Source organism: Candidatus Methanoperedens nitratireducens (genome assembly GCF_000685155.1).
Classification (GTDB): domain Archaea; phylum Halobacteriota; class Methanosarcinia; order Methanosarcinales; family Methanoperedenaceae; genus Methanoperedens; species Methanoperedens nitratireducens.
Map to the genome: position 1 here is coordinate 1 of NZ_JMIY01000008.1, position 21224 is coordinate 21224.

Below are 21224 nucleotides of genomic sequence, written 5' to 3' on the forward strand. Positions count from 1 at the left end.
CTTACCTGAATTTCCAGTTCATTTTTTTCCTGGACTGAGATGTTCTTTTCTATCAGGCGGATGTTTTGATTGAACTCGTTTGTCCTGACTACTGTTTCTCCGTTGAGCCTGATTAAAGAACTGCTGCTTTGATTGTTTTCTTCATCGCCATTCTGGATGTATAAGGTATAGTTACCGTTTATTCTGCTAAGTGAGAAATTATCCTGGACTGTGGCAGGTGCGCCATTGGTCCGCTCAAACTTAACAGGGCCATAAACAATTGAGGCTGTTGCTGCAGGGCTGAATATCGATACAAGAATTAATGCTATGACTATATACGATGTGAAGGGCCTATGATCCATACCTAATACCACAGCTATACGTAGATTAATTAAGATATATATAATTATTGATGATAATTATAATAATGATAGGTAGGTTTAGGATAGGAGAGTAGATATTCTCAGAAACTTTTAATTAAACAGCCGTATCTACATTCATCATATGAGTGAAGCACTTAGAACCGACCTGTACCAGCTTACAATGATGCAGGCTTACTGGAGATCAGGACATAACCCGCATGCTACCTTTGATTATTTTGTCAGGAAAATACCCATCGGCTCATACCTTGTAACAGCAGGATTGAGCTATGTCCTGGATTATATCGAGAATCTGAACTTTGAGGATGATGATATCGAATACTTAAAAGGCCAGGATTTTGATAACGAATTTCTTGAGTTCCTTATGAATTTCAGGTTCACAGGCGATATCATGGCCATGCCTGAGGGATGTATCGCTTTCCCTCTTGAGCCAATTATCAGGGTAACCGCCCCTATAATGGAGGCACAGCTCATCGAGACATTCATACTGAACAAGATGAACTTCTCGACATTGATAGCTACCAAAGCTGCCCGCGTGGTCTATGCTGCAAAAGGCAGGGCGATCGCAGAGTTCGGGCTACGTCGGGCGCAGGGGGACGGGCATCTTGAGGCAACACGCGCCACATATATTGGCGGATGCGCCTCCACATCCAATGTACTTGCAGGGAAAAGATTCGGCATCCCTGTATCTGGCACCATGGCCCATTCGTTTGTCACAAGCTTTGATCACGAGATTGATTCGTTCCGCGCCTATGCAGATACATTCCCCTCAAGATGTTTTCTGCTAATAGACACCTACAACAGCATAGAAGGTGCGAAAAAGGCTGTGATTGTGGGAAAGGAGCTTGAGATGAGAGGAGAAAAACTCCTGGGTGTTAGGCTTGACAGCGGGGATCTAAGCGAATTATCAAAGCAAGTGCGCAAAATACTTGATGATGCAGGGCTTACGTATGTTAAGATAGTGGCAAGCGGTGACCTCAATGAGTGGAAGATAGATGAACTTATGAGAAAAGGTGCAAGGATCGATATGTTCGGTGTTGGCACCGAGTTAATCACAGGACGACCAACTCCCGCACTTGATGGGATATATAAGCTCTCGGAAGTGGTTGAACACGGCAGGCGGATCCCGAAGATGAAGCTCTCAGAAGAGACTGTAAAGGCCACGCTTCCCGGCAGGAAAAACGTCTGGCGCATCTTTGATAAGGGAAAGTCTGTAAAAGATATAATCTCACTTGATGATGAAGGGATAAGTAACGCCATGCCTTTATTGGGATTAGCTGTTAAAAAGGGAAGAATCATCTGCGACAGACCCTCGCTTGCCCAGATAAGGCAAACTGCGGCTGAGAATCTTTTGAACTTACCTGATGAGTATAAGAAACAGGATGGTGCACCTGCGTATCCTGTGGAGCTAAGCCCTGGATTGATCGCCCTCAGGGAGCGCATGGTTGAGAGAATAAGAAGGGAAGAGATTAGCGGAATTCGACAACATTAAATAATTTAATGCTATCAAGAGATGTTTATGGCTCAAACGATTTCAGAAAAGATTTTTTCAAAAGCTTGCGGTAAAGATGTAAAAGCCGGGGATTTTGTTCTTGCCAGTATAGATTGCGCTATGACCCATGATATTACAGGGCCGCTTGCTGTTGAGGGGTTCAGGGAAATAGTAAAAGATAAAAAAAGACAGAAAGTATGGGACCCGGATAAGATCGTTATTCTTTTTGATCACCAGGTACCTGCTGATTCGTTAAACGCTGCAGCGAACCATATCCTCATGCGCAAGTTCGCAAGTGAGCAGGGGATACTGAACTACGATGTCTTTGAGGGCGTGTGCCACCAGGTCATGCCTGAGAAAGGACACGTAAGACCGGGAGATTTAACGGTGGGTTCTGATTCCCATACCTGCGCCTATGGCGCTCTGGGGGCATTCTCAACAGGTATAGGAAGCACTGATATGGCTTTTGTTTTTGCAACAGGAAAACTGTGGTTCCGGGTGCCCCAGACCTTCAGGTTTGAGATAGAAGGAAGGCTTCCCAGATGCGTTTATCCCAAAGATGTCATCCTTCATCTCATCGGTGATGTCGGCGCTGAAGGGGCAAGGTATAAGACAGCAGAATTCTGCGGCAGTACTGTAAGAGCTATGGATATCCCGGGCAGGATGACCATGTGCAACATGGCTATCGAGATGGGAGGAAAAGCAGGGATTGTGGAGGCTGACAGTACTACAGAGAAATATATCGGGGAAAGAGTACCTGATTTTAGATTAGAGGCACCGTGGAAGAGCGATGAGGATGCTGAGTTCTCAGAGGCCAAGAGCTATGATGTCTCTGAGCTTTCGCCCCAGGTAGCGTGCCCCCACAATGTGGACAATGTAAAACCCGTTGAAGAGGTAGAAGGGACAAGGATCGATCAGGTGTTTGTAGGCTCATGCACAAACGGCCGTTTTGAGGATATTGAGATCGTAGCAAAAATGATGAAGGGCGAAAAAGTGGCAAAAGGTGTTCGATTATTGATAATACCAGCCTCCCGCACAGAGTATATGAAGACACTTCGTGCAGGCTACATCGAGCAGTTCATGGAAGCAGGAGCAATCGTGGAGTCCCCATGTTGCGGGCCGTGCATGGGCGGAGCCTTCGGATTATTGGGTAAAGGCGAAGCAGGACTGTCCACATCAAACCGGAATTTCAAAGGCAGGCAGGGAAGCCCTGATGCCTTTGTATATCTCTCATCCCCGGCAACAGCGGCTGCGAGCGCTCTTTACGGAGAGATCAGGGACCCGAGAAAGATTTAAAAAATAAACGCAGATTTTAGCATGATAGATAAAGGCGCAAGTAAAGTAATGGAATGCTTCGGGGTGAAGCGCGGTGAGAACGTGCTTATTGTAGTAGATACTGCAACCCCTGTAGCCATAGGCAGGAGCCTGTTCAAAGCCGCCCTGGACCTGGGATGCGAGGTGATACTGATGACCATACTTCCAAGAACGCGCCACGGGGAGGAACCGCCTGCTGCAGTAGCAGAGGCTATGAAGAGTGCTGATGTGGTTCTTGCCCCGACTACTTACTCTCTTACCCATACGCAGGCAAAGATCAATGCATGCAAAGCAGGCGCAAGGGTTGCTTCTATGCCTGGGATAACAGAGGAAATGATGACATCAGGCGGAATGACAGCCGATTATAATAATATCAGGGATACTGCCATTCGATTAAGCATGAGGCTTGAGAACATCCGTGAGGTGAGAGTTACAACTGAATCAGGTACTGATATCGTATTTAATCTTGAGGGATGCAGATGGATGATGGATACTGGATTATGCCATGAGCCCGGATGCAGTGCCAATCTTCCTGCAGGTGAGCTATATATAGCCCCGAAAGATGCAAACGGCATTTTTGTGGTGGATGGTTCCATGAGCGGTTTTGGTGTTCTTGATTCTCCCCTTGAATTTACTGTCAGGAACAGGTATGTGGTCGGTATCAAAGGTAAGCATGCAGATAAGCTGAACTCCATTCTCAACAGAGTAGGAGAAAAAGCGCGCAATATCGCTGAACTCGGTATAGGAATCAATCCCGAAGCCCGGCTTATCGGAAATGTCCTTGAGGATGAAAAAGTCGGAGGTACTGTGCATATCGCACTTGGAGATAACAGCAGCTTTGGAGGGGATGTGATTGCAGGTATCCATCTTGATGGTATTATCAAAAAACCCAGCATCTTTTTAGATGAAGAGAAATTTATTTTTGAATTATAAATAACCTTGCTATAGCAATCTTAATCTCTCCAGTTTATTTACGTATAGGAAAGTATAAACGCATTTCTTCCTCCTCATCTTGAAATCTGATAGTCTAAAAACAACGAACATAAACGAACTGGAACGAACTCCAAGAGTTCGTTTTGAGTTAGTATAAGTTCGTTGTTAATAATTTTGCCCCCGCAGGGGCTTTCTTGACACAGTATATAGCTGTGGATTTATATATTCTTCTCCTGACACTCTGTGTAAAAACGTATAAAGTATAGCTATGGGTTTTTGTGATTTGTCTTTTCAGAAAATGTCACTATCTATCGATTTCTAAATAATTTTATACATTGCTAAATTCTCCACAAAGTTTAAATATGATTGTGTGTGATAACTTGTCTGCACGTAGGATAGGAATTAACCCATTTTACATTTTATTAAAATGTGTTATACGTGCTGAATGTAAATTCAAACGGAGAAAAAAATCAATATGAGAAAACGTATTAAAAAGTTGAGTACATTATTGGTTGCATCTATCCTGCTTTTGAATATTTCGGCTGTAGGAAGTATTGCACCATCTGAAAAAGAGAATGTAATAATTGTATTCAAAGACAACCAAGAATCTGCCTTAGCTCAGGGATCTGCCCTGATTAAGGAGCATGAAGGTGAGATAGAACGGCAACTTACATCCATAAATGCAATTGCCACCAGATTATCAAAGGATAAGATCGAGATACTGAAAAAATATCCTGAGATAGAGTACATAGAGCCTGATTACGAGGCTGAGATATTAGGAGATCTAGTAGAAGATTCCGTAGAGGAGACCAGCCACAAGGATAAAGATAAGGGTCCAAGCCAGGTTGCTCCCTGGGGTATCAGCAAGATAAATGCAGATAAGGCCTGGCAGGTTACTAATGAACCCAATAAAGGTAAAGGAGTCAAGGTAGCAATCCTGGATACTGGAATACAGTATGACCATCCTGACCTTAAGGCCAACATCAAGGGCGGAGTTAATTTCGTTGGGTCTGGCTCTCGTGACGGTAGTACAGATCCTAAACGCTGGACAGATAAGAACGGCCATGGTACACATGTTGCTGGAACAATTGCTGCTGAGGACAATGGTATTGGAGTAGTCGGTGTTGCCCCTCAGGCATCGCTTTACGCCGTAAAAGTATTGAACAACCAGGGCAAAGGCAGTTACAGCGATATCATCCAGGGCATTGACTGGGCAGTTAAGAATGATATGCAGGTTATCAGCATGAGCCTGGGCGGAAAGAGCGGTTCCAAGGCATTAAAGACGGCTATCGACAATGCCAGAGCTAAAGGAGTTATAATTGTTGCTGCAGCAGGCAATTCTGGTGATGGCAAATCAGCGACAAATGATGTAGGCTATCCTGCAAAATACGATTCTACTATCGCTGTAGCAGCGACTGATTCAAAAGATGCTGTGGCAAAGTTCAGCAGCGATGGAAAAGAAGTTGATGTAGCAGCGCCAGGAGTATCTGTACCCTCTACATATAAAGGGAGCTCCTATAAGGCAATGAGCGGTACATCAATGGCCACCCCGCATGTCACAGGGACAGTGGCACTGATGCTTTCTGCGGGTATTTCTCCAGGCAAGGTCCAGAGCACATTGGAGAAGACTGCTGTTGATCTGCCTCCTGCTGGCTTCGATGTCTTCACAGGCCACGGACGAATAGACGCACTTAAAGCTACACAGTAAAAGCTAAGCAATACAATAACAGATCCTGTACTCTTTTAAGAGATAGGGTCTGTTCTTTTTTTATAGTATTATTAATCCTGGATAGCGAAAAATTTATTTCAGGTTATGATAATATGCGGCTATGCAAGAAGTAAACCAATCCAGTGTATTCTTCAGGTGCAGTGTTTGCGATTTTGTGTTTGAGGCCGATCCCAACTTTATCCCGATACCCTGTCCCCAGTGCGGAAGTGAGGGTACGGAGAGGGTTTAAATATATACCCATGTAAGCAACAAGGCTCTGGGGAATATTATAAGTCCATTGGATACAAATGAGTATATATGCAATGCGTATATGAACGAGTTATACGATATATGTAGAAGTATTTTGATATAAGTGACGTTCAAGAAGACCGGAAACAAGCTGATTGAATTTGATGTTACTTATTTATCCAAAAAACCGGCGCTGAGCCAAGAATTATTATGTCCATAGCTCACCAGGATGAGGAGAGAGCCATGAAAGAGCTTTGTCTCTCAGGTTGAATCTATGAAACTGCGGAATCCTTATATCATCGAACACTAATTTTCTTATTAAAAGGGGAATCTTATGAAAATGAATCCTGTAGTATATTTTGAAATGCCGGCGAAAGATAAGGCCGTATGAGGAAGTTAAATAATGAAAAACGGCACCCGTGAGCAAATCGATCGGGTAACGCAGGCATTCTTGCCGATGAAGAAATTCGATATTGCGAAATTAAAGAAAGCATACGAGGAAGGTGAAGGAACATGGCAAAATACGTAGATGGATTTGTATTTGTAGTACCAAAGGATAAAATTGCTGAGTACAAGAAAATGGCAGAAGAGGGTGCCCGTATATGGATGAGATACGGAGCGCTTGAATACATGGAATGCATGGGAGAAGACCTTGTCGCAAAGGAAATGGACGGCATGAAGCCACTTGCATTTACTGAAATGGCAAAAGCAAAACCAAATGAAACTGTTTGGTTCTCATTTATTGTTTATAAGTCAAGAGAGCACCGCGATGAAGTCAACACTAAAGTGATGGAAGAGATGAATAAACAAAAGGAAAAATACAAAGATGTTTCGATGCCCTTTGATATGGAGCGTTTTGCTTACGGGGGTTTTGAGGTTGTAGTTGAGGGGTAAAATCGGAAAGGTTGCTTCAAAAGTATAACGATATTCTCAATTGGATCGAGGACTATAATGCAATTCAGTTTACTCCAGAGGAAATGTCCAATGTTCTTCTCGCTTTGGGATTAACTTGATTTGAGAAGCATACATCGTATAACAGAGCGTATCTGGCTTCGTGCCTTCGGCACTTAGCCAAAATTCCCCTTTAGGGATCTAGTGTTTTAAAAAATAAGGAACCGCGGATAAACGCAAATGAACGCAGATTTATAAAAAGGCATCTGCGTTTGTATATACACTATTCTTGCGAGAACAATAAAGTATTCTTGCACCTACATAACTTGAAACGGTTTTATGATAAGAAGATTTATGTTAAACCCCGCCAGAGGCGGCGCATCCACAGGGGTATGGGGTCGCAACCCCAGCGCCATAAGGCTAATATTGACCGAAACGCCAGATGTCAACGTTGAATTCTGCAACTTTGATTTGAGGCTGATCCCAACTTTATCCCGATACCCTGTCCCCGGTGTGGAAGCGAGGGTACGGAGAGGGTTTAGATATTTAAATATAATCACAATAGGATATGCCGGGACGGACTTCATAGAAGGATTTATGATGACAAAAACTCCAACAAAATGAAACTCTATACTTCAGATACACTCGGCCGTTAGGCGACATTTGCCTGATACTTTTTTCCTTAAAGACAATCCTTTGGAAAGCAATATATAAACGGAAAATCAAAATGAATAGCATGGAAATAGCTCCAAGGATTAGTGTAGATGAGAAAATCCGCTTTGGCAAGCCTGTGATAAGCGGGACACGTATCCCAGTAGACCTCATCTTAGGCAAACTTGCTGGAGGGATGACCTACAAAGAAGTTATGGACGAGTACGAAATTACCCGTGAGGATATACTAGCTGTCCTTAACTACGCTGCTAAGAGTTTATCCAGTGAAAAGATTAAAGTGATAGCATAAGATGCCAAAATTTGTGATCGATGAGGATATGCCTCGCTCAACAGGAAAGATTCTAAAAGAGCATGGGTATGATGTCAAGGACATTAGGGACCATGGGCTTCGGGGAGCCGCTGATGAAGAGATTTATAAGTTTGCGCAAAAAGAAGATGCAGTGATTCTTACAGGTGATAGGGATTTTGGTAATATTTTACGATTTCCACTTGGCGACCATTTTGGAATTGTCGTTGCGCATTTTCCTAATGAAATGCCGGTTATTGATATGAACCGTTATCTTCTAGAAAGATTTAAGGATTTATCAGAAGAAGACTTCAGAGGGAACGTGATCATCATAGAAACAGCAAAGATACGAATCAGACGAAGATGATATTGGGAGTGATAAGAAGATTTATGTTAAACCCCGCCTTTGGCGGCGCATCCCAGAGGTCTGGGGTCGCAACCCCAGCGCCATAAGGCTAAAATCCAGGAACTTCTTTTAAAGCGAGGGTACGGAGAGGGTTTAGCTTCCAACCACCTGCCCGCTTACTTTTACTTTAGCTGAGGCAACTGCTATAACCTGGCTTGTAGGGATATCTATTAGTGTAATTGTAACGCTCGAACCTGGATTTAGTTCCCACTTTTTATTCACACTGTTATTATAGTTTGATGCTTTTCCATCTGCGCCGTATAAAACAATTTTCTCCCCTGCTGTCCAAACATCCCCCTGTATTATTTTTGCAAATTCGAGATCCTCATGGCCCAAAAAATAATTGTCTTTTCTTGTTCCAGAGTAGTTTACATAATTGTACCCTTCAAGATTATTGTAAGTAATTGTTATACTTCCTGTTGGCGCAGACCCTATCCCTCCGTCCCCTCCGCTCTTTAACGCTTCCTTTCCTGTTCCCCGAATCACAATTTTAACCTTATCGGGATAGAGATTATCTCCTCCTTTATGTATCAATACAACCTCATTTCCAGTCAGATTAGCGATATTCCCCCTTGCCTCTCTCACCTCAATCTTAGCCTGCGGCGCAGGCTGCTGTGGCTGGAGGGCACCGAAGGCAAAAACAGACAGCGCTATAATTGATACCATGACCACAGTCAACCCCAGCAAAAGGACTACACCGATCACAGACGATACTGCGTCCTCGCGTCCACGGAAGTTCTTCATGGCTCCGGAGAACTTTTTATAATCCTTAACCTTTACGGTTTTTTCTGTAATTATCGATACAATGCCGATCCTATTTACCTGCTCTTAATCTCTTAACTTCCTCTTTTCCTTTTATTTTCAGGACAAAACTTCCATGGCACGGTTTAACATATGGCATAATAACATAGTCATCATCCACTGCTACAGGGATGGGGGAAATCCCTATCAAATAAGTATTAAAAATCCTGTAGCCCTGGTTCACATAATAGATTTCCTTAAAGTTTTTCTTTATAAAATCGGCGCATTCCTTAATAGAGCTGCTCGGGAGCAATATCTTGTAATCCATCTCATCGATGCAGCCCATGATCTCATCTATTACTGCTTTTCTCCTCTGATCGTTATTACCGTCTGTCTTATTGGCAAAACCTTGCCAGACCTCTGTACTGCATCCTCTACTATTCTCTGTAGCCCGAAACAGCAGGGCACTTCCATATTGACAAGTGTTATACTTTTAATATTGTTCCTCTTGATCAGCTCGGTGAGTTTATCTATATAGAACTCCACATCATCAAGTTTCGGGCAGCCTATAACCAGCGACTTTCCTGCAAGGAAATCAGAATGGAAATTCGGGTATGCGAATGGGACACAATCAGCGGCTACAAGCAGATCAGCATCCTTGAAATATGATGCCTCTGGTGAAACAAGCGTAAACTGCACTGGCCACTGCCTCAATTCAGATCTTTGCCGTGGTGATGTTCCCTGTGATATTCCTGCAGCAGTATTTTTTCCGCTTCTGAAATCCATTGCTATGCTGCCCGGACATGCGAGTGGCATACTTTTTTCATGTTTCTTTGGTGCTAAGTTCATCTCTACCGCTTCCTCATCAAATTCTAGCGCATCTCTTTCTATTATCGTTATCGCGTCCTGCGGACAGTGTCCAAGGCATGCGCCAAGACCATCGCAGAACCTATCATCTATAAGCTTTGCCTTCCCATCTATGATTTTTATTGCTCCTTCAGCACAGTTAGGAATGCACAGACCGCAGCCGTTGCATTTCTCCTCATCTATCGATACAATTTTTCTTTTCATACTCTTTCACTTTTATATTTAGTGCATAATATATAAATTTAATGGCTGCAAGGCACAATCACATCTTATCTTCTTATCTATTGATATGTTTGTATGTGCTTTATAATTTATAAATTTAATGGTTGTAAGATATAGTCAAATTATTAGATTGAATTTTAAGCTATAGATAACTTATTTATCTATCTATGAGAATTTAGAGCTATGCGAGAATTTCTTGACCTTGATAAAAGAGACCGTGAGATTTTATCCCTGCTGGAAAAAGACCCTGAGATGTCCCAGAGCGATATTGCAGAAAAACTTAAGATATCCCAGCCATCTGTCAGTGCCAGGATCCATAAACTCAAACAAAAAGGAGCACTGGCCCATGTTGTGGGTATGAACCTAAAAAAGGTAAACCTTTACATGGCCAAGGTGGACGTGATAGCAAGCAATACCTCATCCGTGCTTGAGATCTTCAAGGACTGCCCCTATTTCCTGAATGGCCTCATTGTCTCAGGAAAACACAACCTGTGCCTCTTCTTCGTGGGTGAGGATATTGCCACACTGGAGGCTATTGTGGATGGGCACCTGAGAAATAACCCATCCGTCCAGAGTGCTGAGGTCAGCATTGTGATCACTCCAATGAAGGATTTGATCCTGCCTCTGAAGATGAACTTTGATTTCAGTGATAATCCGCCATGCGGGAGTGGGTGCAACTGCAAGGAATGCACACACCATGTATCTAACAGGTGCCTGGGATGTCCTGTGACCAACAGCTACAGCGGGAAGATATGGAGATAAGTATCTTCTTAGTTTACAAAATAGGAAAAATAAAAAGTAAAGGAAACGAGTGATAAATTATGGTAAAATCAAAAGTGCTCACAGCAGTGCTACATAAGGAAGAGGATATGTATGTAGCAGAGTGCCCTGAAGTAGGTGCTTTCAATCAGGGAAAGACAATAGAGGAGGCTGTAAATAACCTCAAGGAAGCAACTGAATTGTATCTAGAAGAGTTCCCGCTGGAGAGAGAGGTATAAAATCCATTCCCTTTTTTTAGCGCCACAATTGTTACATTGGGTACCCTTTCCGTTGGATTCAGTTATCCAGGAACGTGTAGGATATTGTAGGATATTAATCCAACGTCAAGGAGGACATTATGAGATCTCCCTCGGTCGTACAGGAGAGCATTCTAAACCATCCCTGCCATGACCACCCCATCGCTCATATTCTGCTCAAGTTTCCGCCGTGACCGGGGGCGTCACATCACGATAAGGCCACTTCTGGTTCACCTGCTGTTCAGGGCTGTGGTTTACGATACTGGAACCCAGCACAGTCTCTCATGATACTGCATTTTCCTTATCTTCATGCGGGAGCAGCTCCGCATGGTGGGATTTTCACCCCGGCGGACATGGTGCCGTTACTTTTTTATGTCCTGTTGTTTGTTCTTTCTCTCCTATGTTTCGAGGCACGCCGTCACAAACCCCGTACTTAAGGACGAGGCCTGTATATAGCGTTCTTTGCATGATGTACATCCTGAGTTTCAATATATTTGCTTACAACCTCCCAACCATTCCCGACACTTCCATGGAAACAGCTCGGCGCCCATAGATGGTCTCCGCACCATTCCTTCAAGTGAGGAAATTCATCTCTAAGTCGCTTGCTCGAAACTCCTTTTAATTTCTTCGCGATATAGCTGAGAGAATACTTCGGCGGATACCTGAAGAAAATGTGAACGTGGTCAGGATTCACCGCTATCTCTATAATCTCAATACCCATTTCTACACAAGTTTTGCAGATGATGCCCTCGGCGATCATTGCGACATCGTCCACCAGTATCTTTCCTCTGTATTTGGTAGCGAACACCATGTGGTCGGATAGTAATGATACTGTATGTCTATCATGGCGGAGTTCCATCTTTCTATCGCTCATCTATTAATCCATCGTTTGAAGGGGTAATAGCCATTTGGTAAGAGCGAAGCGAAAGTATTCAAATCTTCAATATTCGGCGCAGGGCTTCAACGTGGGGCGACTATAAAGGTGCGCTGCAAGCCTTACCCACATGGCTTACCATTTCCTGCGAAGTCACCTGCACCAGTTAATATTACGTTTATGTGTCACTTCAATTTCAGCTAATATAAACACCGAACTGGTACGAACTCGATACGAACTCGGGCTTATGAGTTCGTTTAAGTTAGTTTTGAGTTCGTTGTTAATCGTCTTTTTCATTGTTATATATGAACCACAGTTCATAGCCGACTTTGCGGTGGCTTCACCGCTGCATCCTCGCAGCCATAAGCGTGTGCTCCATAAGGATCGCTATCGTCATAGGCCCCACGCCTCCTGGTACAGGTGATATCAATCCCACCCTGGGCAAAACATCATCGAAATCCACATCCCCGTAGACCTTATTATCCTGCCATGTTATACCCACATCGAATACGATCGCGCCTTCTTTTACCATATCTGCTTTAATCAGCCCGCGCACGCCTGTTGCCACTATGAGGATATCAGCTTCTACTGTGTGGCTCTTTAGATCCTTTGTATAAACATGGCATACCTTTACGGTTGCATTGCGGTTTAAGAGCATAATGGCTGCTGGCTTTCCTACCACATTGCTGTGTCCCACGACCACCACTTCCATGCCATGCGGATCGATCTTGGATTCCTCAAGGGCACGGATAATGCCTTTGGGCGTGCACGGCACAAACCCCTCGCGTCCGATAAGCATCTTACCCATGTTAAGCGGATTGAAACCATCCACATCCTTCTTGGGTGATATTTGCATCATTACCTCGCGCTCATCAATATGTCCTGGCAGGGGTAACTGCACCAGTATCCCGTGTATCTCAGGCCGTTTGTTCATGGTAGCGATGAGCCCTATTATCTCCTCCTGTGTTGTCTCCTGCGGAAGCTTGTGGTCTTCAGATATTATACCCACACGTTTACATGCCCAGTGCTTGAGCTTGACATACAGTTTCGAAGGAGGATGTTCCCCCACAAGTATAGTGGCAAGAGCGGGTCTTATGCCGTGTTCAGAAATGAATTCTTCAACTCCTCTCTTTACATCAGCCTCGATACCCTGAGCTATTTTCTTTCCATCAATAATGCGTGGGTCTGTGACCTCTGGAAGCTCCTGCATAGCATAACCTCACTCATACGGGATCGGAAAACGCCTGCACAGCTCAAGAATAGTTCTCTCTACTTCTTTTATTTTATCTGTATTTTTCATGTTGCGGAGGATCTCATCGATTGCCCAAGCAATAATCTCCATCTCCCTCTCCTTCATCCCCCGTGTTGTGGCCGCCGGCGTTCCTATACGGATACCGCTTGTGATAAAAGGGCTTTTTGTTTCAAAAGGTATGGTGTTCTTATTCAGAATGATGCCGGCCTCGCCCAGTTTTGCTTCAGCATCCCTGCCCGTTATATCAAGAGGGGTAAGATCAACGAGCATCAGGTGATTATCCGTGCCGCCTGATACAAGCTCATAGCCGCTTGATATGAGTTCTGATGCAAGCTTCCTGGCATTTACTACAATTTGCTTCTGGTAATCCCTGAAATGTTCTCCCATCGCTTCTTTGAACGCAACCGCTTTTGCAGCTATGACATGCATGAGAGGGCCGCCCTGTATTCCCGGGAAGACCATCTTATCGATCTCCCTGGCATACTCTGATCTGCACATTATCATGCCACCGCGCGGCCCTCTTAATGTCTTGTGCGTGGTCGAAGTAACAAAATCAGCATAAGGTACGGGGTCATTGTGTATGCCGGCTGCCACAAGCCCTGCAATGTGTGCTATATCAGCCAGCAGATACGCATCAACCTCATCGGCGATTTCCCGAAAGCGCGCGAAATCAAGCTCGCGCGGGTATGCACTTGCTCCAGATACGATGAGTTTCGGTCTGTGCTTCCTGGCAAGCTCCATCAGGGCATCATAATCTATCGTTTTTGTCTCTCTATCCACTCCGTAGGGAACTATATTGAACAGCTTTCCTGAGAAGTTCACAGGACTGCCATGAGAGAGATGCCCCCCGTGTGATAGATCCATGCTCATGATCGTGTCACCGCATTTCAATACCGCAAGATATACAGCCATGTTTGCCTGCGAGCCTGAATGCGGCTGCACATTAACGTGCTCCGCCCCGAACAGTTTCTTTGCCCTATCTATCGCCAGGTTCTCGGCAACATCAACAAACTCGCATCCGCCGTAGTATCTCTTTCCCGGATAACCCTCAGCGTATTTATTTGTCATTACCGAGCCCTGTGCCTGGAGCACTGCTCGGCTTGCATAGTTCTCAGATGCTATCAGGTCCAGTTTATTTCTCTGTCTCTCTATCTCCTGTTCCAATATCTGGTAGATTTCCGGGTCGATGTTTTTTAGCGGCATAATAATTCCTTTTACTCTATGATTCTCACTTTTCGTCCTTCTATACGTAATCTATTTTCGACAAACAATTTCACAGCTTCGGGATAAATCTTGTGCTCCTGTTCAAGTATCCTGTCTGCAAGGGTCTCGGGTGTATCGTCCTCTTTAATTTCCACGCATCTTTGCAGGATGATCGGCCCTCTATCAAGCGTTTCGTCCACAAAATGAACCGTGCATCCTGCTACTTTTACACCATAGTCAAACGCCTGCTTCTGCGCATGAAGCCCGGTAAAGGCAGGGAGCAGTGATGGATGAATATTAAGTATCCTATTTTTATATGCAGAAAGCAGTACATCTCCGACTATCCTCATATACCCTGCAAGAAGTATAAGCTCAACACCATGGTTTTTTAAGAGCCGGATGATCTCCTTCTCGTATAGTTCCTTTGATGTGAATCTTTTCGGATCTATAAAAACAGCTTCTATTTCATGCCTTCTTGCACGTTCAAGTGCGTAGGCATTTTCCACATCGCTGATTACAACCGCAATCTGCGCTTTGAGATAATCGGCCTCAATGCTATCTATGATCGCCTGAAGGTTTGAACCTCTTCCTGAAACAAGCACTGCTATATTCGGCACAAGAGGCCTTAATGCCCTCAGGAATATAATATATTTTGGTTTTACCTGTTCTTATAAAACTCAGCTAACAGATCGTCTGTGCTTTTGATCTGCGCTTTTGCTAATCCCACCGGACAGTTTGATCTGTGTCTATCACCGCAGTTTAAGCATGCAGTCTGAATAGCACGTGAAAAATCTATTCTATATAATGGGATCTGTTCGTTCAAATAATTCACCTCTTTTTCATGTTATAACATAGAGATGAATAAAGGTTTCGTTGTGTGGGGTTTTGGAATTACCGTAATAAAACAATAAGCTTTAATACATGTCTTGGATATTTAATAAATAAGAGTATGCCTTCTGAACCAAACAGTGATGAATATAAATTATCTGCCATAAACACAAAGAATGAGGTTATAGATGTTGTAGTCTGTAGGTGTCAGCACTGCAATGAGAATGTCCCCAAGGTCGGGACATGTCCGGACTGCAGCACTACATATGAGCATAAAAAAACAGTTGAGAATCCTGAGACAGGTTTTATCCATTTTATTTATGAGTGCTCAGGATGCCCGCCAGATAAAAGGAAAGCGCAGAAGATAATCAAAATAAGCGAAAGCAGTAATAGAGCTTCAACAAGCGATTTAATAAAGAGCTTCTTTTAGTCTGAATAATCATTTAGGCCTGAGATAACCCCATTTATCCAGTGCCTGCTGTAGCTCTTTGTTCTTTTTTGCATATTCTCTTAGGTCGATCCCTTCCATTGATGCCTCTATTGCCTGCATAACAGCCTTTGCGCCTGCACGTGTTCCCTCCGGGTGCCCGTGTATTCCGCCGCTAACAAGTAGCGTGCAGTCATTTCCAAGGATTCGCATCACAGATGGGACAAGACCGGGATGAAGACCTCCAGATGAAACAGGAAGCATGGGTTTTATCAATCCCCACTCCTGTGAGAGCATAGTATTAGCTTTTACACTGGAATCCCGCAGCATATTTGCAATCTGAATTACCTCCTCTCTACTGCCCACCAGTTTTCCAACGGCTGTACCCACATGAATCTCATCAACACCTATCAATCGCATTAGTTTTGCTAAAAAATACATGGATATTCCATGTCTGGGGTTCCGATCAAAGGCAGCATGCATGGCACGGTGGGCATGTATGGCTATACCCAGATCGCCGCACTCTTTCCTCAGTGTCTGTACTGCCGCAGTACCGCATGTAACCACATCGATCATGGCAAATCGAAAGCCAGAATCATGAAGTAGTCTGGCCTTGCGTATCATCTCATTTGTTTCACCTGTGATATTCAGAAGTGCATCCTTCTGTTCTCCTGTTTGCTCTTGCGCTTTATCTCTTAATTTTGCCATTCGCTCTACCCTGTCCTCAAAGCGATTAAAAGAGGTAGAGGTCAGGTTCTCATCATCTTTTACAAGATCAAATCCGCCCATCCATGTCTCAAATGCAATTTGCGCATGTTCTTCTGCGCTGAACCCTATTTTTGGTTTTGGTACTGCGCCTGTAACAGGTCTTTTTTTAATCCTCAGTAGAGATCTTATTCCCTGGATTCCAAAATTCGGCCCTCTGAAATGCTTTATATAATCCTCTGGCAGTGATGCATCTACCAGCCTTAAGTTTCGCAGCGCCCTCATCCCGAAGATATTGCCTGCAATCCCGCTCAGCAACTGAGGCGCATTTCCAGGTTCCCACAGCTCTATTGGGTAGGCCACTTTAACGTAGTTGCTGTCCAGTTCAAAGGCACGCGCCTTGATCTTTGATACCCTGTCAGGTAGCTTATTAAGTGTAGTCCAGGTTCCAGCAGAACTCTCAGAGGCTATTCTTCCAATGGCCTCTGTGGCACTGATTCCCTTTGCCGGCTCAAAATAATACAGGCAAACAAGATCGTCCTTTGCCAGAGTATAGCTAAAATCTACAAATTCATCATACCAGTCGATCTTATCAGGCATATGTTCTAAGTAACCTCTATCTTTCGTCCCCGTTTCTGTAGCAGGTCTATAAAATCATCTTTGTCGCTGAAATTCTTAAGTTCTTTATCTTCTATAAGTACTGTTCTCTCAATATTCTTTGCTTTACTTGCCCCATGTATGATCAGGAGTGACTGCGTAAGAGTCACCTCTGATATACTGCTCATCAGGTGCGCCTTTTTGACTATCGTACTGGTATACTCACCCACACCGGTCAGTATCGTGGCATTCTCATCCCTTCGATCTGCGGAAATGGATACAGCATCAAAGGGAGCATGTGAGATAGGTAACACATCAAATCCCATGTCTTTAAGGATAGAGAGAATATCCAGCGATTTTTTCTCAATATGTTCTTGTCTACGGGCGTCGCTTGTGTAACATCTCTCAAATAATTCAACCGCAGCAATGAATCCTCTATCCATTATCTCCTCAAGCCTGATGGCAACATCGACACTTGCCGCCATCTCACCTTCCTCGTACTTGCTTACAGTCCTTCTGGAGACACCGAGTGAGGATGCAAGAGCTCCAAGAGAGATATTTTTCCTGATGCGCTCCTCCCTCAACGCAGTCCCATCGATATTCACATATAAACCGCCATGCTCAGCATAGATCAGTGGCGGGCTATCCTCAATAAAATAATCATTCAATGTACTTATATCAATTGAAGGAACCCCGTACCTGAAATAGACCACACCTGTCTCTAATGAGTGGTCACGGGTTTTTTCACCAACAATAATCGGGTTTCCATTCAGATGCTTTGAGAGAAAAAGCATCCCTCTGGCAGTCTCATCATTTAATCCATCGATATTGTACAGTACCTTGATTAAGAGTAATAGATCTCCCCGCCTTGCTGCCAGGTCAAAACTTCTTGGGCGGATATCGCAGCGGGCTGATATGACGAAGCCAGCGCTGATTAAGATGCTTATGACCCGATTGATGAGTAATTCCTTATTCATCAAAATTTGATTGTATCTACCCCTATATATATACAGGGGTTGGATGAACCAGGTGATATCCACCTGCCAAGATTTATAATGTCAGGGATAGATGATAGTACATTATGATTATCGGAATCGATGATACGGACTCAAAGAATGGCATGTGCACAACCTACCTTGGAGCCGTGCTCATCGAGAAACTTAAGTCATACGGTACAATTATAGGATACCCCCTCTTGATCAGACTGAACCCTAATGTAAAATATAAAACACGTGGCAATGCCGCCATTGCCCTGCCGCTTCAACTGAAAAGTAGTAAAGACGTTGGGCAAATCAAGCATATCGTCACTGCCACCGTGGAAGACATGGCGGTTTTTTCAGATGAGAACACAAATCCGGGTGTGGTCTTTATCGGGGAGACAGGAGTCAGAGGCAAGATGCTGGATGATCTCAGTATCTTTTCCAGGCGTGCTGTTCAGGATGTACTTGAGATCCGTGAGGCTCTTGAATTACTTGAGCGTTACGGAATAAGCTATCATGGGTATAAGAATATGAGAGGTCTGATTGGAGCCCTGGCCGCAGCGGGTTTCGCCCTCTCCGGTCTTCCTGATTCCACATTCGAGCTGATCGCCTACCGGGAGAAAAAGCGGTGGGGGACGCAAAGACAAATCGATGATGATTCTGTATGGGAAGCCGACGCCGCCTCCAGTCCCGACACATGGGATACAGTGGATTATGAGAACAAGCGCATCGTGTTCGCGCCCCATTCACCAGACCCTATTCTCTTTGGTATCCGCGGGAAGAGCGAGAGAGCAGTAGAGCATGCTTTCTCGTTGATTAGAAGTGAGGCTGTTGAGAGATATGTGGTCTACAGAACCAACCAGAATACAGATATGCACCTGATCCAGGCAAGTGTAAGCGATGTGAGGGATGACCGCTCGTATATTCTAAATGGCAGGGTAAGCAGATCCCCCAGAACAATCGAGGGTGGACATGTTATCTTTGAAGTAGCGGATGGCCGCTCTGCATTAGAATGCGCAGCTTTTGAGCCGACGAAAAACTTCCGGGGTATTATCAGGCAGCTCCACACCGGAGATGAGGTAGTGGTATATGGAAGCGTGAAGGATAAAACCCTCAACCTTGAAAAAATCAGAATCACATCCCTGAGCCAGCATGAGTTGCTAAACCCGCTCTGCTGCGGTAAGCGAATGAAGTCCGTGGGAAGAGGACAGGGCTACAGATGCAAGAAATGCGGTACGGCCAGAGAAGAACAGGTGATAGAAACAGTTCAGAGGAACATCTCACCGGGCTTCTACGAGGTACCGCCCTGCGCACGAAGGCACTTATCAAAGCCCCTTATCAGATTTGAGGCGACGGTGGCGGCATCCTCTTGTGCTCGCTGGCACGCATCAGTGCAACTAATCGATCCACATGAACAGGAGAGAACACTTTCTTGACCTCGAAGATCTCCCGTTTCTCATCCACCAGCATGGAGAGAATCTTATCTGCTGCCTCGTAGGAGACACCGAGTTCACCTTCATCGGTCTGGCCGGGCCATAAGCCTGCGGTTGGTATTTTATCAATGATCCTGGAAGGTACACCCATATGCCGGGCAAGCTCCCTGACCCGGGTCTTATAGAGACCACCGATCGGTTCGATATCCACGCCTCCATCCCCGTATTTTGTGAAATAACCAAGCAAAAGTTCGGTCTTATTCCCGGTTCCAACGACCATGCGGTTCATTATGTTTGCATAATAATACAGTATGCACATACGTGTGCGCGCTTTTAAATTCCCGTTTGCAGATAGTTTTGTATCATCAAAATCAGGCAGGACTGCTGAATATGACCGAAGAACCGGGGATATCTCAATTATCTTATGCTCAATGCCCAGGATTCTCGTGATCTCAATTGCATCATCTATATCCTGCTCCTGTGTAACGCCTCTCTCAGGCAGAAGCAGCCCCAGGACTTTGTCTTGGCCAAGTGCCTCTACAGTAAGATATGCCGTTAATGTTGAGTCTATACCCCCGCTCAGGCCGATGACAGCCCCGTACGCGCCTGACTCCACAACCCTGGAGCTTATAAAAGTTACAAGCTCATCTTTTATTGCTGGATAATCAATCTGGCTCATCTGTTTTAATTGGAATCCTCTCCTATAAAATATTACTTTCACCCCGCTCTACGAAGCTTTATATGTTCACAGGGCAAGGTAGAATCTGCCTCTCAAACAAAAAATCAAAATAGAGGCTTGAGGAACGATATGAAAGAAACAGAAACACAGTTTGATGAATCTTCATCAAAGATAGAGGCCCGATTCTTGGAACTGGGCGTTAAGGTACAGGCAAGCGAAATAAAAACAAAGCTGGACCAGTTGATTAATAAATACAAGGTTCCACCTGAAGAAGCGCGCCGAAACGTAATTAACTATTTCTTAAAGAAACACAATATCCCAAAGGCACAATTTTTTACGCCGAGGGAAACACAGCAGGTGAAAGTATCGGATATCAAAGAGGATGGAAAATGGGTAACACTGCGCTGTAAGGTCGTAAAGCTATGGGAAACAAATCAGGAATCCATATCCCAGGTTGGATTACTGGGTGATGACTCTGGAGTAATAAAATTCACAAAATGGGCAAAAGCAGCACTGCCACCTGTTGAGGAGGGCAAGAGTTACATACTTAAAAATGTAATCACCTCAGAATGGCAGGGACAGTTCAGTGTTAAGCTCAATAAGACAAGTGAGATAGTACCGATAGAAGAGGATATCGAGGTAGGCTCAACACCCATTGAGTTCAGCGGTGCCATAGTAGACGTGCAGAGCGGTTCAGGCCTGATCAAGCGATGCCCTGAATGCAACAGGGCGCTGGTAAAGGGCGCATGTGGCGAACACGGGAAAGTGGACGGGATCTATGACCTGAGAGTAAAGGCTGTCATGGATGATGGAGAAAAGGTGCAGGATATCCTGCTGAACAGGGAGATCACGGAAGGTCTGACAGGCATCACTCTTGATAAAGCCAGGGAGATGGCAACCGAAGCGCTTGACCAGACCGTAGTGCTTGATATGATTAAAAGCAAGATTATCGGGCGATATTATATCGCAACAGGATCAAGGCTTGATCGGTTCATACTTGTAGAATCGATCAAGCAGGACACTAAACCCCTTGAAGAGAGTATAAGCAAGCTGCTTGCAACTGCAAAGCCAGCAGCACAGGAGGCTTAAA

General features: G+C 44.5%; 26 protein-coding genes. 15 read left to right on the forward strand and 11 right to left on the reverse strand.

Annotated features, from left to right (window positions below; translation table 11 throughout):
• Positions 1–341 (reverse strand): hypothetical protein (locus ANME2D_RS15585; protein ID WP_048093836.1); only part of this gene is annotated, 341 nt, incomplete at its 3' end.
• Positions 342–483: 142 nt separating this feature from the next.
• Here ANME2D_RS15585 and ANME2D_RS15590 point away from each other — a divergent pair.
• The 10 genes from ANME2D_RS15590 to ANME2D_RS17175 all read left to right on the forward strand — a co-directional run bounded on the left by ANME2D_RS15590 (position 484) and on the right by ANME2D_RS17175 (position 8271).
• Entirely contained in the window at positions 484–1851 is a 1368-nt protein-coding gene (locus ANME2D_RS15590; RefSeq protein ID WP_048093843.1) for a nicotinate phosphoribosyltransferase, read from the forward strand.
• A 27-nt stretch (positions 1852–1878) separates the two neighbouring features.
• Positions 1879–3147 (forward strand): 3-isopropylmalate dehydratase large subunit, encoded by a 1269-nt coding sequence (locus ANME2D_RS15595; protein ID WP_102045000.1) that lies wholly within the window; start codon positions 1879–1881, stop codon positions 3145–3147.
• Between the two features lie 21 nt (positions 3148–3168).
• Positions 3169–4098, forward strand: a complete 930-nt coding sequence (locus tag ANME2D_RS15600; protein ID WP_048093849.1) for an aminopeptidase — start codon at positions 3169–3171, stop codon at positions 4096–4098.
• A gap of 475 nt (positions 4099–4573) precedes the next feature.
• A complete protein-coding gene (locus ANME2D_RS15605) occupies positions 4574–5806 on the forward strand; it encodes a S8 family peptidase (RefSeq protein WP_048093851.1) in 1233 nt (410 codons plus the stop codon).
• A 121-nt stretch (positions 5807–5927) separates the two neighbouring features.
• Complete coding sequence (locus tag ANME2D_RS18870) at positions 5928–6056, forward strand: hypothetical protein (protein ID WP_277812951.1); 129 nt, start codon at positions 5928–5930, stop codon at positions 6054–6056.
• 402 nt (positions 6057–6458) lie between these two features.
• Complete coding sequence (locus tag ANME2D_RS18875; protein ID WP_277812952.1) at positions 6459–6584, forward strand: hypothetical protein; 126 nt, start codon at positions 6459–6461, stop codon at positions 6582–6584.
• Positions 6569–6949 (forward strand): DUF1428 domain-containing protein, encoded by a 381-nt coding sequence (locus tag ANME2D_RS15610; RefSeq protein ID WP_048093857.1) that lies wholly within the window; start codon positions 6569–6571, stop codon positions 6947–6949. Before ANME2D_RS18875 ends, ANME2D_RS15610 begins: the two co-directional genes overlap by 16 nt.
• Before the next feature lie 336 nt (positions 6950–7285).
• Complete coding sequence (locus ANME2D_RS15615) at positions 7286–7570, forward strand: hypothetical protein (protein ID WP_157834176.1); 285 nt, start codon at positions 7286–7288, stop codon at positions 7568–7570.
• A 112-nt stretch (positions 7571–7682) separates the two neighbouring features.
• Positions 7683–7907: a DUF433 domain-containing protein gene (locus ANME2D_RS15620; RefSeq protein ID WP_048094019.1), complete on the forward strand. Its 225-nt coding sequence runs from the start codon at positions 7683–7685 to the stop codon at positions 7905–7907.
• Between the two features lie 13 nt (positions 7908–7920).
• Entirely contained in the window at positions 7921–8271 is a 351-nt protein-coding gene (locus ANME2D_RS17175; RefSeq protein WP_157834177.1) for a DUF5615 family PIN-like protein, read from the forward strand.
• A gap of 132 nt (positions 8272–8403) precedes the next feature.
• Here the strand turns inward: ANME2D_RS17175 and ANME2D_RS15630 are convergent, their stop codons facing one another.
• The 3 genes from ANME2D_RS15630 to ANME2D_RS15640 all read right to left on the reverse strand — a co-directional run bounded on the left by ANME2D_RS15630 (position 8404) and on the right by ANME2D_RS15640 (position 10122).
• Entirely contained in the window at positions 8404–9054 is a 651-nt protein-coding gene (locus ANME2D_RS15630; protein ID WP_081810340.1) for a DUF7289 family protein, read from the reverse strand.
• Between the two features lie 70 nt (positions 9055–9124).
• Complete coding sequence (locus ANME2D_RS15635; RefSeq protein WP_048093863.1) at positions 9125–9397, reverse strand: DUF1894 domain-containing protein; 273 nt, start codon at positions 9395–9397, stop codon at positions 9125–9127.
• An 11-nt stretch (positions 9398–9408) separates the two neighbouring features.
• On the reverse strand, positions 9409–10122 hold the full coding sequence (locus ANME2D_RS15640; protein ID WP_048093869.1) for an ATP-binding protein: 714 nt from the start codon (positions 10120–10122) through the stop codon (positions 9409–9411).
• A 201-nt stretch (positions 10123–10323) separates the two neighbouring features.
• Between ANME2D_RS15640 and ANME2D_RS15645 the strand changes: the two genes are divergently transcribed.
• The gene (locus ANME2D_RS15645) at positions 10324–10902 is read left to right on the forward strand and encodes an Lrp/AsnC family transcriptional regulator (RefSeq protein ID WP_048093871.1); all 579 of its coding nucleotides are present in this window, start codon (positions 10324–10326) and stop codon (positions 10900–10902) included.
• A 59-nt stretch (positions 10903–10961) separates the two neighbouring features.
• Positions 10962–11138, forward strand: coding sequence for a type II toxin-antitoxin system HicB family antitoxin (locus ANME2D_RS17585; protein ID WP_081810341.1), 177 nt, complete (start codon positions 10962–10964; stop codon positions 11136–11138).
• A 451-nt stretch (positions 11139–11589) separates the two neighbouring features.
• Here ANME2D_RS17585 and tnpA read toward each other — a convergent pair whose 3' ends face one another.
• The 4 genes from tnpA to purN form a co-directional block, all read right to left on the reverse strand.
• Complete coding sequence (tnpA, locus tag ANME2D_RS15650) at positions 11590–12030, reverse strand: IS200/IS605 family transposase (protein WP_048093878.1); 441 nt, start codon at positions 12028–12030, stop codon at positions 11590–11592.
• 340 nt (positions 12031–12370) lie between these two features.
• On the reverse strand, positions 12371–13240 hold the full coding sequence (locus ANME2D_RS15655) for a bifunctional 5,10-methylenetetrahydrofolate dehydrogenase/5,10-methenyltetrahydrofolate cyclohydrolase (protein WP_048093880.1): 870 nt from the start codon (positions 13238–13240) through the stop codon (positions 12371–12373).
• 9 nt (positions 13241–13249) lie between these two features.
• Complete coding sequence (locus ANME2D_RS15660) at positions 13250–14488, reverse strand: serine hydroxymethyltransferase (RefSeq protein WP_394295713.1); 1239 nt, start codon at positions 14486–14488, stop codon at positions 13250–13252.
• A gap of 8 nt (positions 14489–14496) precedes the next feature.
• Complete coding sequence (purN, locus tag ANME2D_RS15665; protein WP_048093884.1) at positions 14497–15102, reverse strand: phosphoribosylglycinamide formyltransferase; 606 nt, start codon at positions 15100–15102, stop codon at positions 14497–14499.
• A 332-nt stretch (positions 15103–15434) separates the two neighbouring features.
• Between purN and ANME2D_RS15670 the strand changes: the two genes are divergently transcribed.
• The gene (locus ANME2D_RS15670; protein WP_048093886.1) at positions 15435–15743 is read left to right on the forward strand and encodes a hypothetical protein; all 309 of its coding nucleotides are present in this window, start codon (positions 15435–15437) and stop codon (positions 15741–15743) included.
• 9 nt (positions 15744–15752) lie between these two features.
• Here ANME2D_RS15670 and rbcL read toward each other — a convergent pair whose 3' ends face one another.
• The gene (rbcL, locus tag ANME2D_RS15675; RefSeq protein ID WP_048093891.1) at positions 15753–17045 is read right to left on the reverse strand and encodes a type III ribulose-bisphosphate carboxylase; all 1293 of its coding nucleotides are present in this window, start codon (positions 17043–17045) and stop codon (positions 15753–15755) included.
• A gap of 5 nt (positions 17046–17050) precedes the next feature.
• Complete coding sequence (locus ANME2D_RS15680) at positions 17051–18019, reverse strand: transcriptional regulator (protein WP_048093893.1); 969 nt, start codon at positions 18017–18019, stop codon at positions 17051–17053.
• A 104-nt stretch (positions 18020–18123) separates the two neighbouring features.
• Here ANME2D_RS15680 and ANME2D_RS15685 point away from each other — a divergent pair, with 104 nt between their 5' ends.
• Positions 18124–19458, forward strand: coding sequence for a tRNA(Ile)(2)-agmatinylcytidine synthase (locus ANME2D_RS15685; RefSeq protein ID WP_081810343.1), 1335 nt, complete (start codon positions 18124–18126; stop codon positions 19456–19458).
• Here the strand turns inward: ANME2D_RS15685 and ANME2D_RS17590 are convergent.
• Positions 19361–20134 (reverse strand): NAD+ synthase, encoded by a 774-nt coding sequence (locus ANME2D_RS17590; RefSeq protein ID WP_081810344.1) that lies wholly within the window; start codon positions 20132–20134, stop codon positions 19361–19363. The genes ANME2D_RS15685 and ANME2D_RS17590 overlap by 98 nt on opposite strands.
• A 129-nt stretch (positions 20135–20263) precedes the next feature.
• On the opposite strand from ANME2D_RS17590, the gene ANME2D_RS15695 reads away from it, so the two are divergent.
• Positions 20264–21223, forward strand: coding sequence for a replication factor A (locus tag ANME2D_RS15695; RefSeq protein WP_048093897.1), 960 nt, complete (start codon positions 20264–20266; stop codon positions 21221–21223).
• Position 21224 lies beyond the last annotated feature (1 nt).

What these genes read in the sequence shown, in the direction of transcription:
- ANME2D_RS15685 (WP_081810343.1), top strand. Translation starts at nt 18,124, where the DNA reads ATGATTATCGGAATCGATGATACGGACTCAAAGAATGGCATGTGCACA.
- rbcL (WP_048093891.1), bottom strand. Translation starts at nt 17,045, where the DNA reads ATGCCTGATAAGATCGACTGGTATGATGAATTTGTAGATTTTAGCTAT.
- ANME2D_RS15645 (WP_048093871.1), top strand. Translation starts at nt 10,324, where the DNA reads ATGCGAGAATTTCTTGACCTTGATAAAAGAGACCGTGAGATTTTATCC.
- ANME2D_RS15640 (WP_048093869.1), bottom strand. Translation starts at nt 10,122, where the DNA reads ATGAAAAGAAAAATTGTATCGATAGATGAGGAGAAATGCAACGGCTGC.
- ANME2D_RS15620 (WP_048094019.1), top strand. Translation starts at nt 7,683, where the DNA reads ATGGAAATAGCTCCAAGGATTAGTGTAGATGAGAAAATCCGCTTTGGC.
- ANME2D_RS15695 (WP_048093897.1), top strand. Translation starts at nt 20,264, where the DNA reads ATGAAAGAAACAGAAACACAGTTTGATGAATCTTCATCAAAGATAGAG.
- ANME2D_RS15670 (WP_048093886.1), top strand. Translation starts at nt 15,435, where the DNA reads ATGCCTTCTGAACCAAACAGTGATGAATATAAATTATCTGCCATAAAC.
- ANME2D_RS18870 (WP_277812951.1), top strand. Translation starts at nt 5,928, where the DNA reads ATGCAAGAAGTAAACCAATCCAGTGTATTCTTCAGGTGCAGTGTTTGC.
- ANME2D_RS15680 (WP_048093893.1), bottom strand. Translation starts at nt 18,019, where the DNA reads ATGAATAAGGAATTACTCATCAATCGGGTCATAAGCATCTTAATCAGC.
- ANME2D_RS17590 (WP_081810344.1), bottom strand. Translation starts at nt 20,134, where the DNA reads ATGAGCCAGATTGATTATCCAGCAATAAAAGATGAGCTTGTAACTTTT.
- ANME2D_RS15630 (WP_081810340.1), bottom strand. Translation starts at nt 9,054, where the DNA reads ATGAAGAACTTCCGTGGACGCGAGGACGCAGTATCGTCTGTGATCGGT.
- tnpA (WP_048093878.1), bottom strand. Translation starts at nt 12,030, where the DNA reads ATGAGCGATAGAAAGATGGAACTCCGCCATGATAGACATACAGTATCA.
- ANME2D_RS15615 (WP_157834176.1), top strand. Translation starts at nt 7,286, where the DNA reads ATGATAAGAAGATTTATGTTAAACCCCGCCAGAGGCGGCGCATCCACA.
- ANME2D_RS15600 (WP_048093849.1), top strand. Translation starts at nt 3,169, where the DNA reads ATGATAGATAAAGGCGCAAGTAAAGTAATGGAATGCTTCGGGGTGAAG.
- ANME2D_RS15590 (WP_048093843.1), top strand. Translation starts at nt 484, where the DNA reads ATGAGTGAAGCACTTAGAACCGACCTGTACCAGCTTACAATGATGCAG.
- ANME2D_RS15610 (WP_048093857.1), top strand. Translation starts at nt 6,569, where the DNA reads ATGGCAAAATACGTAGATGGATTTGTATTTGTAGTACCAAAGGATAAA.
- ANME2D_RS15655 (WP_048093880.1), bottom strand. Translation starts at nt 13,240, where the DNA reads ATGCAGGAGCTTCCAGAGGTCACAGACCCACGCATTATTGATGGAAAG.
- ANME2D_RS15595 (WP_102045000.1), top strand. Translation starts at nt 1,879, where the DNA reads ATGGCTCAAACGATTTCAGAAAAGATTTTTTCAAAAGCTTGCGGTAAA.
- ANME2D_RS18875 (WP_277812952.1), top strand. Translation starts at nt 6,459, where the DNA reads ATGAAAAACGGCACCCGTGAGCAAATCGATCGGGTAACGCAGGCATTC.
- ANME2D_RS15605 (WP_048093851.1), top strand. Translation starts at nt 4,574, where the DNA reads ATGAGAAAACGTATTAAAAAGTTGAGTACATTATTGGTTGCATCTATC.
- ANME2D_RS15635 (WP_048093863.1), bottom strand. Translation starts at nt 9,397, where the DNA reads ATGGGCTGCATCGATGAGATGGATTACAAGATATTGCTCCCGAGCAGC.
- ANME2D_RS17585 (WP_081810341.1), top strand. Translation starts at nt 10,962, where the DNA reads ATGGTAAAATCAAAAGTGCTCACAGCAGTGCTACATAAGGAAGAGGAT.